We start from the raw sequence: 14,846 nt of genomic DNA on the forward strand, positions 1-14,846 counted from the left end.
TTTGATAGGGTCCAGCGCGTCGGACGACGAGCGAGATTCGGGGGTCAGAGTGGTTTCTGACGGGACGGTGTTCGCCGGATACACGATCGACCGGCAGCTGGGCCGTGGCGGGATGGGGTCGGTGTATCTGGCCAGGCACCCGCGGCTGCCGCGGTGGACCGCGCTGAAACTGCTGAATCAGGAGCTGTACTCCGACGCCGAGATCAGGGCCAGGTTCGAGCGGGAAGCCGACCTGGTGGCCCAGCTCGACCACCCGAACATCGTGACCGTGTTCGACCGCGGGGTCGAGGACGACCAGCTGTGGATCAGCATGCAGTACATCGACGGCGTCGACGCCTCGACCCTGGATCCGCGGACGCTGCCGCCGGATCGGGCGGTACAGATCATCGGCGAGACGGCCGCGGCGCTGGACTACGCGCACCGGGCCGGCGTGCTGCATCGCGACGTGAAGCCGGGCAACATCCTGCTGGCGCGATCCAACAGCCAGGAGCGGGTCTACCTCACCGACTTCGGCATCGCCCGGCTCCGTGACGATTCCGGGCATCTGACCGAGACGGGCTCGTTCACGGCCACCCTCGCCTACGCCGCGCCGGAGCAGCTCACCGGCGCCGCCCTCGATCACCGCGCCGACCAGTACTCGCTGGCCTGCACCCTGTATGTGCTGCTGACCGGCACCGCCCCCTACGAGGGCACCAGCCCGGCTGCCGTCATCACCGGTCACCTGCAGGCCCCGCCGCCGCCGATCAGCCCCCGCCGCGGCGGGCTGCCGCCGGTCCTGGACGCAGTGATGGCCCGCGCGCTCGCCAAACGGCCCGCCGACCGGTTCTCCTCGTGCGAGGAGTTCGTCGACGCGGTGCGCCGGGCGATGCGCACCCCGACGACCGGTGCCAGGCCACTCGCCCGGCCCACGTCCGGCGCGCACGCGCAGCCCTTCGTCGGGATGGGGCCGATGCGCCCGGTGAGCGCGCCGGGGATGCCGGTGGCCCCGCGGCCGACGCCGGGTCCGCAGCCGATCTATCAGCCGCCGCGGCAGCCGGTCCCGCCGCGTCCCGTGACGCCGGCCGCCTGGCAGGCGCCCGTGATGCGTCCCCCGGTCCCGCCGCCCGCTCCGGCGAGCAGCGGGTGGGGCTCGATCCTCGGCACCCTGCTGATCGTGGCCGCGATCGTGGGGTGTGTGCTCGGCGTGGTGTGGTTGCTGACGAGCCTGTGAGCGGTGCGCGGAAGCGCGTGCCTGGTGCCATATCCTGGTCAGAATGAGCGACTTCGATGTCACCGCCGCCGACTCCATCGACCTCGCGCGGCTGCGTCGCTTCGTCGCCGTCGCCGAGGAACTGCATTTCGCGCGGGCGGCCAAGGGCCTGCGGATCTCCCGGCAGAGTCTGAGCGCGACCGTCATCGAGCTGGAGAAAGAGCTCGGCACAAGGGTTTTCGTGCCCGGCGCGTCGCCGACCCAGCTCACCGAGGACGGCGCCGCCCTGCTCACCCATGCCAGGGGCCTGATCAGCGCGCGGGAGCAGGCCGAACGCGAACAGAAACCCGAGGCGCCCGCGAGCCTGCGGGTCGGGTTCGTGCCGGGCGTGACAGTGACGAAGTGGGCGAGGGTCTGGGGCGAGCGGCTGCCCGATCATCCGCTGGAGGTCGTCGGAATCGCCCAGGCCGAGCAGGAGGAGGCGCTGCGCGCGGGCCGGGTCGACCTGTGTTTCGTCCGCCTGCCGATCGACACCGCCGCGCTGCACACGATCGCGCTGTGGCGCGAGACGCCGGTCGCCGTGGTGCAGAAGGACGACGCGCTGTCCCTGCTGGACACGATCAGCCCGGCTGATCTGGCCGATGAGCGGATGCAGGACGGCGCCGATGTGGACCGGGCCGCCGACACCCTGGCTCTGGTCGCCGCGGTGGGCGGCGCGACGGTCGTGCCGCAGTCGATCGCCCGGCTGCACCATCGGCGCGATCTGGTGTACCGCCCGATCAGCGACACCGAGTTCACCGAGATCGCGCTCGCCTGGCCCGCCGGGGCCGACAACGCGCTGATCGAGGAGTTCGTCGGCATCGTGCGCGGCCGCTCGGCCAACAGTTCCCGCGGCGCGGTGGCCGCCGAACCGGCCCGGCGCGCGGCCGCGAAACCGGCGCGCAAGCAGACCGCGCGCAAGCCGGTCGCCAAACAGCAGGGCAAGGGCAGGAAGCCGAACGCCCGTCGCGGTCGCTGACCTCCGGAGACACGAAAACGCCTGCGGCGCCGGAGCGCTCGCAGGCGTGGTCGAGGGAACCGAGGACTACCTCGGAACGCGCTTGGTGAGCGAGTCGACGACCATGATCGCGGCCAGCAGGGCGGCCAGGCCGATGAGGAAGATGTCCTCGACGTGGCCCTGGTGGTTGCCGATGGTCATGCCGAGCAGGCCGACCACGACGATCCAGCCCGCGATGCGGAAGGTCTTGGGCGACTCGCCGCTCCAGCCCCATGCGGCCGAGGGCACCTCGGCGGGGTCGACGCTGGTGGCGACGGCGCGCTCGGTGCTGGCTTTTTCGAGGTCCGTGGCGGCCACGATCGCTCCTTAGGGCTCGAGTTCTGGTTGGGCGAGTGAGCATATCGTGGCATACGACCGTCCGTCGTAGCCAGCAGCCCTGCCACAATGGGCCCGTGTCCCACCCAGCAACGCGTGCCGCACAAGGCCACTCCACGTCCACCGATCGGGTGAAGGTGCTGCTCCTCGGCAGTACCGGGTCGATCGGGACCCAGGCGCTCGAGGTGATCGCCGCCAATCCCGACCGCTTCGAGGTGGTCGGTCTGGCCGCGCGCGGCGGCAACCCCGCCCTGCTCGCCGAGCAGATGGCCGCCACCGGCACCCGCAATGTCGCCGTCGCCGATCCCGCCACCGCGCAGGCGCTCGACCTCGACCTCGGCGGGCCCGACGCGGCGACCGAACTCGTGCGCCGCACCGAGGCCGACGTGGTGCTCAACGCCCTGGTCGGCTCGCTGGGCCTGGAACCCACCCTCGCGACGCTCGAAGCGGGTACCCGGCTGGCCCTGGCCAACAAGGAATCGCTGGTCGCGGGCGGGTCGCTGGTGACCCGCGCCGCCGCGCCCGGCCAGATCGTGCCGGTGGACTCCGAGCACTCCGCGCTCGCGCAGTGCCTGCGCGGCGGGCGGGCCGAGGAGGTCGACCGGCTGATCCTCACCGCCTCGGGCGGACCCTTCCGCGGCTGGACCGCCGAGATGCTCGAATCGGTGAACCCCGCCGAGGCCAAGACCCACCCGACCTGGTCCATGGGCCCGATGAACACCCTGAACTCGGCGTCGCTGGTGAACAAGGGCCTCGAGCTGATCGAGACGCATCTGCTGTTCGGCGTGCCCTACGACCGCATCGATGTCACCGTGCATCCGCAGTCGATCGTGCACTCGATGGTCACCTTCACCGACGGCTCCACCCTGGCCCAGGCCAGCCCGCCGGACATGAAGCTGCCGATCGCGCTGGCGCTGGGCTGGCCCGACCGGATCGCGGGCGCGGCCGCCGCCTGCGATTTCGGCACCGCAGCCACCTGGACGTTCGAGCCGGTCGACGACAAGGTCTTCCCCGCGGTGCGGCTGGCCAGGCAGGCAGGGGAGGCGGGCGGCAGCGTCACCGCCGTCTACAACGCCGCCAACGAGGTGGCTGTCCAGGCCTTCCTCGACGGAAAGATCACCTTCCCCGCCATTGTGCGCACGGTCACCCAGGCGGTGGAGGCCGCCGATCGCTGGCACGCCGAACCCGATACCCTGGACGACGTCCTCGCGGCCGACCGCTGGGCACGGGAGTACGCCGCGCACGTCATCGCGTCCTGAGCGGATGCGACGAAAATTGACCACCACGTTTTCGGCCGCCTCGCGTCCGAGGAGCGAGACGGAACGCCGAAGGCGCAGTATCGCTCCTCGGACGCGAGGTCACGAGGCCGAAAACCCGCGGCGCCAGCCGCCAGAGAAAGAGGCCTGATGGTATTCGCGCTGGGGTTCGCACTGTTCGCCCTCGGTATCACGATCTCGATCGCGCTGCACGAGTGCGGGCACATGTGGGCTGCGCAGGCCACCGGCATGAAGGTGCGCCGCTACTTCATCGGTTTCGGGCCGAAGGTGTTCTCGTTCCGCCGCGGCGAGACCGAGTACGGACTCAAGGCGCTGCCGCTGGGCGGGTTCTGCGACATCGCGGGCATGACGGCGCTCGACGAACTCGAACCGGAGGACGTCGACCGGGCGATGTACCGGCAGGCGACCTGGAAGCGCCTGGTGGTGATGTTCGGCGGCATCGCGATGAACTTCCTGCTCGGTTTCATCCTGCTGGTGGTGCTGGCGATCGGATGGGGTCTGCCGCAGCTCGAGCAGCCTCCGGCCACGGCGCTGGGAAACATGAGCTGTGTCGCGCAGGAGACACCGGAGAAGACCCTGGCCCCCTGCACCGGTGACGGGCCCGCCCAGCGCGCCGGACTCCAGCGCGGTGACGTGGTGAAGGCCGTCAACGGCGTGGAGGTCACCACCTGGGCGCAGTTCCAGGCCGAGACCCAGAAGCAGACCGGCACCTTCACCTACACGATCGAGCGGGCCGGTCAGACCCTCACCGTGGCGGTCACCCCCGAGCGGGTGATGCGCTCGCCGAAGGAAGGCCCGAGTCGCGAGGTGAGCGCGGTCGGCGTCGGTCCCGATTTCGCCGAGCCCAAGCAGTACGACCCGATCGCGGCCATCCCGGCCACCATCACCTTCACCGGTGACTTCTTCGTCGAGACGGTGAAGTCGCTGGCGAAGATGCCGCAGAAGGTCTCGGCGCTGTGGGAGGCCGTCACGGGTGGCGAGCGCGATCCGGAGACTCCGGTCAGCGTGTACGGCGCCAGCCGCATCGGCGGGGAGACCGCCGAGCGCGGCCTGTGGGGCATGTTCATCATGGTGCTGGCGAGCCTGAACTTCTTCCTCGGCGCGTTCAATCTGCTGCCGCTGCTTCCGCTGGACGGCGGGCACATCGCGGTGGTGCTCTACGAGAAGGTCAGGAACACGATCCGCGGGTTGTTCGGCAAGGCCCCTGCCGGCCCGGTCGACTACCTGAAGCTGCTGCCGGTGACGTATGTGGCGGTGGTGATCGGTGGTGCGTTCATGCTGCTGACCTTGGCCGCCGACATCGTCAACCCGATCCGGCTGCCCTGACCGTCCGCGCCGCTGTCGCGGCCCTCACAGGGCGGTGGGTCACCCCGCGCGACTAAGCTCGGCAGCGAGACCACCGCCTCACACCGACACGTACACGAAAGAAGGCAGCCGACCGTGACCAGCACCATCGGATTGGGGATGCCCGCCGCTCCCGCTGCTGTTCTCGCACCCCGGCGCAAGACCCGCCAGCTGAAGGTGGGCAATGTCGGTGTGGGAAGTGACTCGCCGATCTCCGTGCAGTCGATGACGACCACCAAGACCCACGACGTGAACGCGACGCTGCAGCAGATCGCCGAGCTCACCGCGTCCGGTTGCGACATCGTCCGGGTGGCGTGTCCGCGCCAGGAGGACGCCGACGCGCTCGCCACGATCGCCAAGAAGTCGCAGATCCCGGTGATCGCCGACATCCACTTCCAGCCGCGCTACATCTTCGCCGCGATCGACGCGGGCTGCGCCGCGGTCCGCGTGAACCCGGGCAACATCAAGGAGTTCGACGGCCGGGTCGGCGAGGTCGCCAAGGCCGCGGGCGCGGCGGGCATCCCGATCCGCATCGGCGTGAACGCCGGTTCGCTGGACAAGCGGATGCTGGAGAAGTACGGCAAGGCCACCCCGGAGGCGCTGGTCGAGTCGGCGCTGTGGGAGGCGAGCCTGTTCGAGGACCACGGCTTCGGCGACATCAAGATCTCGGTCAAGCACAACGACCCGGTGATCATGGTGGAGGCCTACCGGCAGCTGGCCGCGCAGAGCGACTACCCGCTGCACCTGGGCGTCACCGAGGCCGGTCCGGCGTTCCAGGGCACGATCAAGTCGGCGGTCGCGTTCGGCGCGCTGCTCAGCGAGGGCATCGGCGACACGATCCGTGTCTCGCTGTCGGCGCCGCCCGCCGAGGAGGTGAAGGTCGGCGGCCAGATCCTGCAGTCGCTGAACCTGCGCCCGCGCAAGCTCGAGATCGTGTCGTGCCCGTCGTGCGGCCGCGCCCAGGTGGACGTGTACACGCTGGCCGACGCGGTCTCCGCGGGCCTGGACGGCCTCGAGGTGCCGTTGCGGGTGGCCGTGATGGGCTGCGTCGTGAACGGCCCCGGCGAGGCCCGCGAGGCCGATCTCGGGGTCGCCTCCGGCAACGGCAAGGGCCAGATCTTCGTCAAGGGCGAGGTCATCAAGACCGTGCCGGAGGCGCAGATCGTGGAGACCCTGATCGAAGAGGCGATGCGCATCGCCGAGGAGATGGGTGAGCAGCCGGGCGCCGAGCCCGTCGTCACCGTCGGCTGAGACGGCGGGCCGCCGGGCCGGATTCGGCGGTCCCGTACCGTTCGGCGCGCATTCGTGGCAGGCTGGTGCCGTGCGGAGTCTGCTGGAGCCGACGCGACGGTCCAAGACCACCCCCGCGCGCCCGGTGTCCGTGCGAGACCTGGGCGAGGTGCTCCGCGTCCTCGACGCCGACCCCGTTGCGTCGTGCATGATCGCGGCGCGCGTGCAGGAGTTCGGTCTCGACGCGCGCTCGGGGCTCGGCGAGCTGTGGAGCCGGGGCGGTCCGGCGGATTCGCTGTGTTTCTCCGGCGCCAACCTGGTGCCGCTGCGCGGTGACCAGCAGGCCCTGCGCGCGTTCGCCGACCGCGCGGCGCGGTGGCCGCGCGTGTGTTCCTCGCTGGTCGGCCGTCAGGAACTCGCGCTGCCGATGTGGGAGATGCTCGCGCCCAAGTGGGGGCCGGCCAGGGATCTGCGCGCCGAACAGCCGCTGCTCGCGCTCGCCGCGCCCGCGCTGGCCGACCCGGACAAGGGCGTGCGCCGGGTCAGACCCGACGAGATCGACCGCTACCTGACCGCCGCGATCGCCATGTTCATCGAGGAGGTCGGGGTCGACCCGCGCGCGGGCGACGGCGGCCGCGGCTATCGGCGCCGGATCCAGAGCCTGATCGAATCCGGCAGGGCCTGGGCGCGTTTCGAGGACGGCGTGGTCGTCTACAAGGCCGAGATCGGTGCGCTGTCGCGGCGCACCGGCCAGATCCAGGGCGTCTGGGTGCATCCGGACTTCCGTGGTTCCGGCGTCGGCACGGCGGGCACCGCGACGGTCGCCAATGCCGTTGTGGCGACGGGCCGTACGGCGAGCCTGTACGTCAACGACTACAACCGCATCGCCCGACGTGCTTACAGCCGTGTGGGATTCCGCCAGATCGCCACCTTCGCGACGGTGCTCGTCGACTGATCGGCGGGCGTGTACGGCGCCGTCATCCGGGGTTTGCCGCCCGGTCGCCGCTACCATCGGTCCCGATGAGGACACCGATGGTAACCACATTCGCGGTGGCCGCCCTCGCGGTGGCGGCGACCGCCTGCTCGTCCGGTCCGCAGGGGCCGGTGCCCGCCGCGGAAGCCTTCGCCGAGGCCTTCGCCGAGCGTGATCTCGCCGCGGCCGCCGGGCTGACCACCGCGCCCGAGAAGGCCACGGCCGCACTGACTTCGACCTGGCAGGCGCTGCAGGCCGAGAAGCTGGAGATCCGCACCGGCGACGCCCGCGTGCACGGGGACACCGCGACCGTCGACTACACCTACGCCTGGACGCTGCCCAAGGGCAGGCAGTGGACCTACACCGGCGAGCTGCAGATGGGCCGCAGCGGCGGACGCTGGCTGGTGCGCTGGACCTCCGCCGACATCCATCCCAAGCTCGGCGACACCCAGAGCATGGAGCTGCGCACCGCGCCCGCGCCACGGGCCAGGGTCAACGAGTCGGCGGGCAGCGATGTGCTGGTGCCGGGCAAGGTGTCGCGGGTGCGCTTCGACGTGGCCGCCGCACCGGAGCCGGATCGGGTCGCCGGTGCGCTCGCCGCGGCGCTGAGCCGCATCGATCCCGTCGCCTACACCCCGCAGTCGATCCTGGACGCGGCGCGCCGAGCGGGCGGCACGGCCACGGTGATCCTGCTCAGCGAATACGAGGCGGAGACCATCGGCAGCGAGCTGATCGGGCTGCCCGGCGTCACCTTGACCCAGGAGTGGGACATGGTGCCCACCGACCGCAAGTTCGCGCCCGATCTGCTCACCCAGGTCCGCAAGACGGTGATCGCCGAGGTCGACGGCAAGGCGGGTTGGAGCGTGGTCACCCGCAATGCCAACGGCGCCGATCTCGATGTGCTGCACGAGGTTCCGGCCCAGCCCGCGCCCTCGTTCGCGCTGAGTATCGACCGGTTCGTGCAGAACTCCGCGCAGCACGCGGTGGACCTGCGCACCGAGCAGACGATGATGGTGGTGATCCGCCCGTCGACGGGCGCGATCCTGGCGGTCGCGCAGAACAAGGCGGCCGATCGCGACGGGCCCGTCGCCACCAGCGGCCAGTACCCGCCGGGCTCGATCTTCAAGACGGTGACCGCCTCGGCCGCGATGGCCGCCGGCATCGCGACACCGGAGACGGTGCTGCCCTGCCCGAGCCGGATCACCATCGGGGAGCGCACGATCCCCAACTACAACCTCTTCACCGTCGGCGAGGTGCCGATGGCCAACGCCTACGAGCGCTCCTGCAACACCACGTTCGCGCGGCTGGCCAGCAGGCTCGAACCCGCCGCGCTCACCGAGGCCGCCGCCCGGCTCGGCGTCGGCCAGGACTACGCGGTGGAAGGGCTGCCGACCATGTCGGGTTCGGTGCCGCCCGCCGAGGAACTCGTGCAGCGCGCCGAGGACGGCATCGGGCAGGGCCGGGTGGTGGTGAGCCCGTTCGGGATGGCGGTGATGGCGGCGACGGTCGCGCACGGCTCGGCGCCGGTGCCGTACCTGATCGCGGGCAGGCCCACCCAGGTCACCGGTGACCGGCCCGCGATCGATCAGGACGTGGTCGCGGGCCTGCGCGCGATGATGCGGATGGTGGTCACCGGCGGCACCGCCGAGCGGATCAGGGACCAGGGCGAGGTGTACGGCAAGACCGGTGAGGCCGAGGTGGACGGTGGTTCACACTCGTGGTTCGTCGGCTACCGGGGCGACATGGCGTTCGCGACCCTGCTGGTCAAGGGCGGCAGCTCGGACAACGCCGTCGCCGTGACCAGGGACATGTTCGCCGCGCTGCCGCCCGGTTACTGAATGGCCGCCCACACCACCGCGAGGGAGCCGCTGTCGGAGTGGTCGGTGGCCGCTTCGTGCAGGACGCCGTAACTGGCGACGGGCTCGGGTGCGGCGCTGGTACTCGCGCGATCGAGCAGGTCGATGGCGGCCGCGCCGCCGAGGATCATTCCGGCAGTGGTCAGAATCAGAGTGGAACGCCTCATGGTTCGTCTCCCTCGTCCAGGGTGTCGACGTGCTTTCCCGGGCAGCCTTTCGTCTGTGTTCTGGTCGTTTGCTGTGGTTGAAACCGTAGAGCGGTGGGTGCCCGCGCGACAGACGGCCGCGGTAAGCGTCACGCAATTGTTGCGTTATGTGCGGGCGCGTTCGAACACAATCGCTATCCGGCCGTGATGAAAAGGTGAATGATCGGTATCGATCACGCGAACGCGCAGCTCAGTGGCCCTGTGTGGGTAATTAACCGAATTCGGCCGTGGTCACGAACGTTGCAGAGTCGCGGCCAGATGGTGTTGGAGTGTTTCGCCCACGGCGGCCATGCGCAATGTGTAGTCGATGGTGTCGCCGGTGACGTGGAATGAGCGTCCCACGGCGGTAACCTGTTTCGCCGATCCGCTCAGCCCGATATTCGTCGAGTTCAGTTCGAGCCGAATTCCGTCGACCGTTTCGGTGATGGTGCCCTCGCAGATCTCGGTGATCCCGGTGGGATGGGCGAGCAGCAGTTCGACACGGCCGGGCGCTGGGCAGCGCAGGTAGCCGGTCTCGGCGTGCAGGGGCCTGCCGTCGTCGGCGGCCCTTGTGCGCTGCCGGTAGGTCAGGAACGGCCTGCCGAGGTGCCCGAAGGTGATCTCCTCGAGATAGTCGAACGGCGCGATCGTCGGGTACTCGCCGTGGCCGCGGCCGCGCCAGCTGCCGAGCAGCGGGGCGAGGGCGGCGATATCGGGATGCGGGGCGACGGGCGCAGCTGGTTCGACCACGGCGACAGCCTAGACCTGCCCCCGAGGTGACGGTCACGCCACGCCGACGCCACGGTCAGGCTAAGGTCAGCGTCGCCTGAAACGCCGTCCGGCGCAGGGTGAAAGGGAGAAGGAACGTGAACGGACATGTGCGGGGTACTCGCGGGGTGCGGTCCGGGCTGATGCGCGGTGTGGTGGTCGGCGCGGTGCTGGTGCTCGCCACCGCGTGCTCGGGAGACGGGTCCGGCGGCGACGGGGTCACCGCGGTCGAGGGCAACCGCTACAGCCAGACGAACCTGGCGGCCAACAAGGACTCCTATCACGCCCAGTTCACGTTCCCCGAGATGGTCAACGCGTGGGGGCTGGCCGACCGGCCCAAGGGCGCGGGCGGTCACTTCTGGGTCGGCGCGGGCGGCAAGTCCTTCCAGTTCGTCGGTGACGTGCACACCTCTTCGGAGCAGAAGCTGCAGAAGCTCGCCCAGGACCAGTTCAAGCTGGTCGGCGTGCCGGGCGCCGACGCCGACACCTCCGACAAGAGCGCGGGCAAGGTCACCGGCGTGGTGTTCAACCCGGCCCCGATCAACTCCGACCTGTTCGGCGTGCGCGACCAGTGGGTCGATGTCGACGGCGTGCCCGTGCCGCTCGGCGGTTCCGCGCGTTTCATCCTCGCCACCGACTCCGGCAAGCTCTCGGCCTGGACCGAGCAGGCGCCCGACGGGGTGACCGTGCGCCGCGACGGCGGCGCCAACCAGGTCTTCGACGGCTCGGCTCAGGGCATGTCGTTCTTCGGCATCGCGCTCGCCCCGGCCGGTGACAAGCTGCTCGCCGCCGATTTCGGCGCCGATCCGCAGATCCGCACCTTCGACAAGTTCTGGCAGCCGGTGGCCACCATCGGTTTCGCCAACCCGTTCGCCACCGGCGAGGTGATCGATCCGGCCACCCCGGAGAAGGGCAAGAAGGTGGTGCCCGGTGATCCGGCGCCGTTCAACGTCACCACCGTGGGCAGCCGGGTCTTCGTCTCCTACGCCGTGACCGAGCCCGACAGCAAGGACCCGAAGAAGTTCGCGAAGGGCGAGCCAGCCACGCTCGACGCCGCGGCCGACAAGTCCGCGGCAGGCAAGCCGGACCGGGGCAAGCTCGCCGAGTTCGACGCGGCGGGCAAGCTCGTGCGCATCGTCGACGACGGCGGCAGGCTCAACGCGCCGTGGGGCGTGGCGATCGCGCCGTCGAACTTCGGCGCGCTCTCGGGCAAGCTGCTCGTCGGCAACTTCGGCGGCCTCGGCCGCGTGCTCGCCTACGACGACACCACCGGCACCTTCGTGGACTACCTGCGCGACGACGAGGCGAACCCCGTCGAGATCCCCGGCCTGCTGGCGCTGCGGTTCGGCAACGGCGACACCCTCGGTGACGCGAACGCGCTCTACTTCACGGCGGGTCCGGCGGACGCGAAGGACGGCCTGTTCGGCAGCCTCCGCGTGCAGTGATCGGGCAGGCGGAATGACCGATTTCGTTCCGCCTGGCAACGATGTACGGGACAGTGGTGGCGGGATGATTGCCCGAGGCGCGTGACCAGCGCGGCGACGGCGTCCTCCCGCCGCACACGAGGACACCCGCACCCGTGGTGTCGTGCCCGATCGGAGGTAGCCGGATGAAGGTTTCGCGCGATGACGTCGTCGGTTCGGCGGCCGCCGGTGCGACGCGGCGCGGGCACTCGGCGACCTTGCTGCCCGGTCGCGACCTTATCCTGGCGGCGGTGCGTGGTTTGCCACACGATGACCACCCCCTGCTCGACGCCGCGGGCGAACTGGCCGTGCTGCACCAGCTGCGGGAGCGGACACCGCTGAGCGAGTCGGCCACGATCGAGCGACGGCGGACCCGGCTCATCCGGGCCATCGACCGCTGGGCCATCCTGGCGGCGCCGGTGCCCTACGCCGCGGCCGCCGAACACTGCGAGACGCTCGGCGGGCTGGTCGACCGGCTGGCCGGGCACAGCGCACAGGCGTTCGGCGCACTGTCCGGTGCGCCCGACGCGGTCTACTACGACGAGTGGGTGCGCCTCGACGACCTCGCCGACAGCTATCAGCGCCTGGTCGACGATCTGTGCGCCGGGGTGCGCCGCCTGCCCGCGCACACCTACTGACTGCCCCGGAAAGTGTTGGCACGGTGCCTGTTTCGGACGACGTATCCTGTGGTGTGAGCACGCACGGCGACACGGACGGCGCCCCGGAGGACCCGGGGTGCGGGTGGCCGCACCGTCGTGACTGTCCGGCCGCGCCCGCCGACGACCGGCGGGCAGGCTCCGCCGCGCTGTCGGTCGTGTTGCCCCTGCGCCCGCACGGCGGCGCCGTCGACGGCGCGCCCCTGTTCTGCCTGGCGGGGGAGGCCGGGCTCGCCTGGAGCTTCGCCGCCCTGCTCGGGCACCTCGACCCCGCCGTTCCGGTCTACGGATTGCAGCCCGCCCTCGCGGCGTCCGACGGCCCGCCACCGCGGACGGTGCGCGACGACGCCGCCCGGTGTGTCGCCGAGATCCGGCGGGTCGCGCCGCACGGTCCGTATCAGCTGGTCGGCTGGTCGGTGGGTGGATTCGTCGCGCACGAGATCGCCTGCGTCCTGCGCGGGGCGGGCGAGCAGGTCCGGCTCGTCGTGCTCGGCGCCGATCCTGGCAGCCCGGTCGCCGCCGGGCAATCGCCTCCGTCCGCGGGAGAATGGGCGGCCAGGTTCGGCTGGGTGTTCGGCGCCGGTGACCTGCCCTCGGCCGACGCGGCCGCGCGCGTCGTGGCCGCGCTCGCGGGAACGGTCGACCTCACCGGCGCCGACATCGACCGCATCGCGGAGGCGGCCGGGGCGACGGCCCGGCACGCCCCGGCGATCCTGCCCGGCGAGCTGACGGTCGTTGTGGCGGGCCGCGCGTCAGGGGCCGACCCGGCAGCGGTGCGGCGGAACTGGCGGGCCCACACCGAGGGCACCGTCACCGCGATCGTGCTCGACGCCACGCACGACGAGCTGCTCGATGCGGTCTGTATGCCTGCGATCGCCGAGGCGCTCGCGATGGCCGGGTCGCCGGTGCGGGCGGCCCGCTGAGCACTACTTCTGCTGCTCGGCGCGCGCGGCGATGTCGTCGCGCGCCTGCTGGATCAGCGCGGCCGAGTCGCGCGGGCTCAATGCCATGGCGCGCAGCTGGTCGAAGATCACGCCGAACCGGCGGATCTCGGAATGACCTTCCACCAGGTCGTGCACCGACATGCTCTCCACGTACACCAGTTCGGGATCGACCGGGTTGCGGAAGTCGAGCAGGGTGAACGAACCGGCCATGCCGGGATGCGCGCCCGCGTCGAACGGCAGCACCTGCAGGATCACGTTCTTGCGCTTGGTCTCGAGCAGCAGCCGGTCGAGCTGGCCGATCATCGTCGCGGGCCCGCCGACGACCCTGCGGATCGCCGCCTCGTCCATCACCACCCAGAGCTCGAGCGGGTCGTCCTTGGTCAGGTTGACCGCGCGATCCATCCTGGCCTTGGCCCTGCTCTCCATCACCGACGCGTCGAGGCGTGGCATCGAGGTGTCGATCACCGCGGCGGCGTAGTCGAAGGTCTGCAGCAGGCCGGGCACAGTCGAGGTCTGGTACTGACGCGCGGAAAGCGCTTCCGCCTCGAAGTTGATGTAGGTGGCGTACACATCGGAGAGAGCGCCTTCGTAAGCGTGTGACATCCCCGGTTTGAGTGCGTCGCTGAGCAGACTCAGCGCTTCTTCGCGCGTTTTGTCGGTGACCTGATACAGGTCGAGCATCGCGCCCAGGGTGCGCCGCTGCGGGCGGGCCTGAGCCATTTCGATGCGATAGAGCGTGGTGACGTTGATGCCGGTACGAGCGCTGACATCTTCCTTGGTGAGCCCGGCGCTTTCGCGCAACTCGCGGAGCATCGCGGCGAGCCGACGGAGCCGGACGGTCAGTGTCGTGCGCTTGCCTGCCATGGTTCCCCTTCGCCTCTGGCGCGCTTGGTGATTCGCATTATTGCGCTGTGCGGCCCGGATGTCACGCGAACGGCCCTGATGGGCTCGATGTGACCACAGGTTCTGTCAGGGTGGCTTTACTGCAGGAGTGACAACGCAATCTTGCGTTTCGCCATGGGAGCGAGCATGATCCAGATAGCCTGGTTGCGAGCAATCCGAACAGAAGACCGGGATAACCGAATCGAGAGCCAATCATGTTGGTACACAAATCTTGGGTGTCGGGTGAATTCGGGGCGTTGCGATGAGCGCGCCGGTGATGGGGGTACTGCCGACTGCGCCGCAATTGTTGTGCGCATTCCAGGGCAGGCGTTTTCAGGATCGTGAATTGTTGCGCTCAGCGCATGCGCTCGCCGAGCTGCACGAGCGGCGGGCACAGGTGCGTGACGCCGCGCTGATCGCCGAGATCGACTGCCGCCGCAGCGAACTCGTCGACGACATCAACGACTGGATCGTGCAGGAGATCCCGCTGCATCGCAGCGGAGCGTCACTGCACACCGAGAGCCTGGGCGCCGTGGTCGACCGGATGGCGCGCAGCTGGGTCGACGCCAACCAGGCCATCGATCTGGACGGGGTGCGCAGCGACAGCACGCACAAGCACTGGTACCACCTCGCCGAACTGGTCGACGGCTACACCGACCTCGTCACCGATGTGGCGGGCGGGCGGCGAAGGCTGCCGGAGCAGTAGA

General features: G+C 70.3%; 14 protein-coding genes and 1 pseudogene. 11 read left to right on the forward strand and 4 right to left on the reverse strand.

What is annotated here, in order from left to right:
- Positions 1–49: 49 nt before the first annotated feature.
- Positions 50–835 (forward strand): annotated as a pseudogene (locus AB0H56_RS12785) (serine/threonine-protein kinase); the annotation flags it as partial.
- 418 nt (positions 836–1,253) lie between these two features.
- Complete coding sequence (locus AB0H56_RS12790; protein WP_357161388.1) at positions 1,254–2,207, forward strand: LysR substrate-binding domain-containing protein; 954 nt, start codon at positions 1,254–1,256, stop codon at positions 2,205–2,207.
- A gap of 66 nt (positions 2,208–2,273) precedes the next feature.
- On the opposite strand, the gene AB0H56_RS12795 is transcribed toward AB0H56_RS12790, so the two are convergent.
- Positions 2,274–2,543, reverse strand: coding sequence for a DUF2631 domain-containing protein (locus tag AB0H56_RS12795; protein WP_357161391.1), 270 nt, complete (start codon positions 2,541–2,543; stop codon positions 2,274–2,276).
- Between the two features lie 95 nt (positions 2,544–2,638).
- On the opposite strand from AB0H56_RS12795, the gene dxr reads away from it, so the two are divergent.
- The 5 genes from dxr to AB0H56_RS12820 all read left to right on the forward strand — a co-directional run bounded on the left by dxr (position 2,639) and on the right by AB0H56_RS12820 (position 9,223).
- Positions 2,639–3,820: a 1-deoxy-D-xylulose-5-phosphate reductoisomerase gene (dxr, locus tag AB0H56_RS12800; RefSeq protein WP_357161394.1), complete on the forward strand. Its 1,182-nt coding sequence runs from the start codon at positions 2,639–2,641 to the stop codon at positions 3,818–3,820.
- 147 nt (positions 3,821–3,967) lie between these two features.
- On the forward strand, positions 3,968–5,164 hold the full coding sequence (locus tag AB0H56_RS12805; protein WP_357161397.1) for a M50 family metallopeptidase: 1,197 nt from the start codon (positions 3,968–3,970) through the stop codon (positions 5,162–5,164).
- Positions 5,165–5,278: 114 nt separating this feature from the next.
- Positions 5,279–6,433, forward strand: coding sequence for a flavodoxin-dependent (E)-4-hydroxy-3-methylbut-2-enyl-diphosphate synthase (gene ispG / locus AB0H56_RS12810; RefSeq protein WP_110035852.1), 1,155 nt, complete (start codon positions 5,279–5,281; stop codon positions 6,431–6,433).
- Positions 6,434–6,503: 70 nt separating this feature from the next.
- Positions 6,504–7,367 carry a GNAT family N-acetyltransferase gene (locus tag AB0H56_RS12815; protein ID WP_357161401.1) on the forward strand — a complete coding sequence of 288 codons (864 nt, stop codon included), beginning with the start codon at positions 6,504–6,506 and terminating at the stop codon, positions 7,365–7,367.
- Positions 7,368–7,444: 77 nt separating this feature from the next.
- Entirely contained in the window at positions 7,445–9,223 is a 1,779-nt protein-coding gene (locus tag AB0H56_RS12820; RefSeq protein WP_357161404.1) for a penicillin-binding transpeptidase domain-containing protein, read from the forward strand.
- On the opposite strand, the gene AB0H56_RS12825 is transcribed toward AB0H56_RS12820, so the two are convergent.
- Together AB0H56_RS12825 and AB0H56_RS12830 are read right to left on the reverse strand one after the other, a co-directional pair.
- Positions 9,217–9,408: a hypothetical protein gene (locus AB0H56_RS12825; protein WP_110035850.1), complete on the reverse strand. Its 192-nt coding sequence runs from the start codon at positions 9,406–9,408 to the stop codon at positions 9,217–9,219. The two genes, AB0H56_RS12820 and AB0H56_RS12825, sit on opposite strands and share 7 nt — an antisense overlap.
- 270 nt (positions 9,409–9,678) lie before the next feature.
- Positions 9,679–10,176: a peroxynitrite isomerase gene (locus AB0H56_RS12830; protein ID WP_232999883.1), complete on the reverse strand. Its 498-nt coding sequence runs from the start codon at positions 10,174–10,176 to the stop codon at positions 9,679–9,681.
- A gap of 161 nt (positions 10,177–10,337) precedes the next feature.
- Between AB0H56_RS12830 and AB0H56_RS12835 the strand changes: the two genes are divergently transcribed.
- From AB0H56_RS12835 to AB0H56_RS12845, 3 genes are all read left to right on the forward strand, one after another.
- Positions 10,338–11,639: a TIGR03118 family protein gene (locus AB0H56_RS12835; protein ID WP_357162029.1), complete on the forward strand. Its 1,302-nt coding sequence runs from the start codon at positions 10,338–10,340 to the stop codon at positions 11,637–11,639.
- A 164-nt stretch (positions 11,640–11,803) separates the two neighbouring features.
- The gene (locus AB0H56_RS12840) at positions 11,804–12,295 is read left to right on the forward strand and encodes a hypothetical protein (protein WP_357161408.1); all 492 of its coding nucleotides are present in this window, start codon (positions 11,804–11,806) and stop codon (positions 12,293–12,295) included.
- A 53-nt stretch (positions 12,296–12,348) separates the two neighbouring features.
- Positions 12,349–13,236, forward strand: coding sequence for a thioesterase domain-containing protein (locus AB0H56_RS12845; protein WP_357161411.1), 888 nt, complete (start codon positions 12,349–12,351; stop codon positions 13,234–13,236).
- A 3-nt stretch (positions 13,237–13,239) separates the two neighbouring features.
- Here AB0H56_RS12845 and AB0H56_RS12850 read toward each other — a convergent pair whose 3' ends face one another.
- Complete coding sequence (locus AB0H56_RS12850; RefSeq protein ID WP_357161414.1) at positions 13,240–14,121, reverse strand: helix-turn-helix transcriptional regulator; 882 nt, start codon at positions 14,119–14,121, stop codon at positions 13,240–13,242.
- A 364-nt stretch (positions 14,122–14,485) separates the two neighbouring features.
- Here AB0H56_RS12850 and AB0H56_RS12855 point away from each other — a divergent pair, with 364 nt between their 5' ends.
- Positions 14,486–14,845 (forward strand): DUF4254 domain-containing protein, encoded by a 360-nt coding sequence (locus tag AB0H56_RS12855; RefSeq protein WP_110035845.1) that lies wholly within the window; start codon positions 14,486–14,488, stop codon positions 14,843–14,845.
- Position 14,846 lies beyond the last annotated feature (1 nt).

It is taken from the genome of Nocardia sp. NPDC050717, assembly GCF_040654275.1.
Taxonomy (GTDB): domain Bacteria; phylum Actinomycetota; class Actinomycetes; order Mycobacteriales; family Mycobacteriaceae; genus Nocardia.

What these genes read in the sequence shown, in the direction of transcription:
- AB0H56_RS12835 (WP_357162029.1), top strand. Translation starts at nt 10,338, where the DNA reads ATGCGCGGTGTGGTGGTCGGCGCGGTGCTGGTGCTCGCCACCGCGTGC.
- AB0H56_RS12825 (WP_110035850.1), bottom strand. Translation starts at nt 9,408, where the DNA reads ATGAGGCGTTCCACTCTGATTCTGACCACTGCCGGAATGATCCTCGGC.
- AB0H56_RS12840 (WP_357161408.1), top strand. Translation starts at nt 11,804, where the DNA reads ATGAAGGTTTCGCGCGATGACGTCGTCGGTTCGGCGGCCGCCGGTGCG.
- AB0H56_RS12850 (WP_357161414.1), bottom strand. Translation starts at nt 14,121, where the DNA reads ATGGCAGGCAAGCGCACGACACTGACCGTCCGGCTCCGTCGGCTCGCC.
- AB0H56_RS12790 (WP_357161388.1), top strand. Translation starts at nt 1,254, where the DNA reads ATGAGCGACTTCGATGTCACCGCCGCCGACTCCATCGACCTCGCGCGG.
- AB0H56_RS12805 (WP_357161397.1), top strand. Translation starts at nt 3,968, where the DNA reads ATGGTATTCGCGCTGGGGTTCGCACTGTTCGCCCTCGGTATCACGATC.
- AB0H56_RS12820 (WP_357161404.1), top strand. Translation starts at nt 7,445, where the DNA reads ATGGTAACCACATTCGCGGTGGCCGCCCTCGCGGTGGCGGCGACCGCC.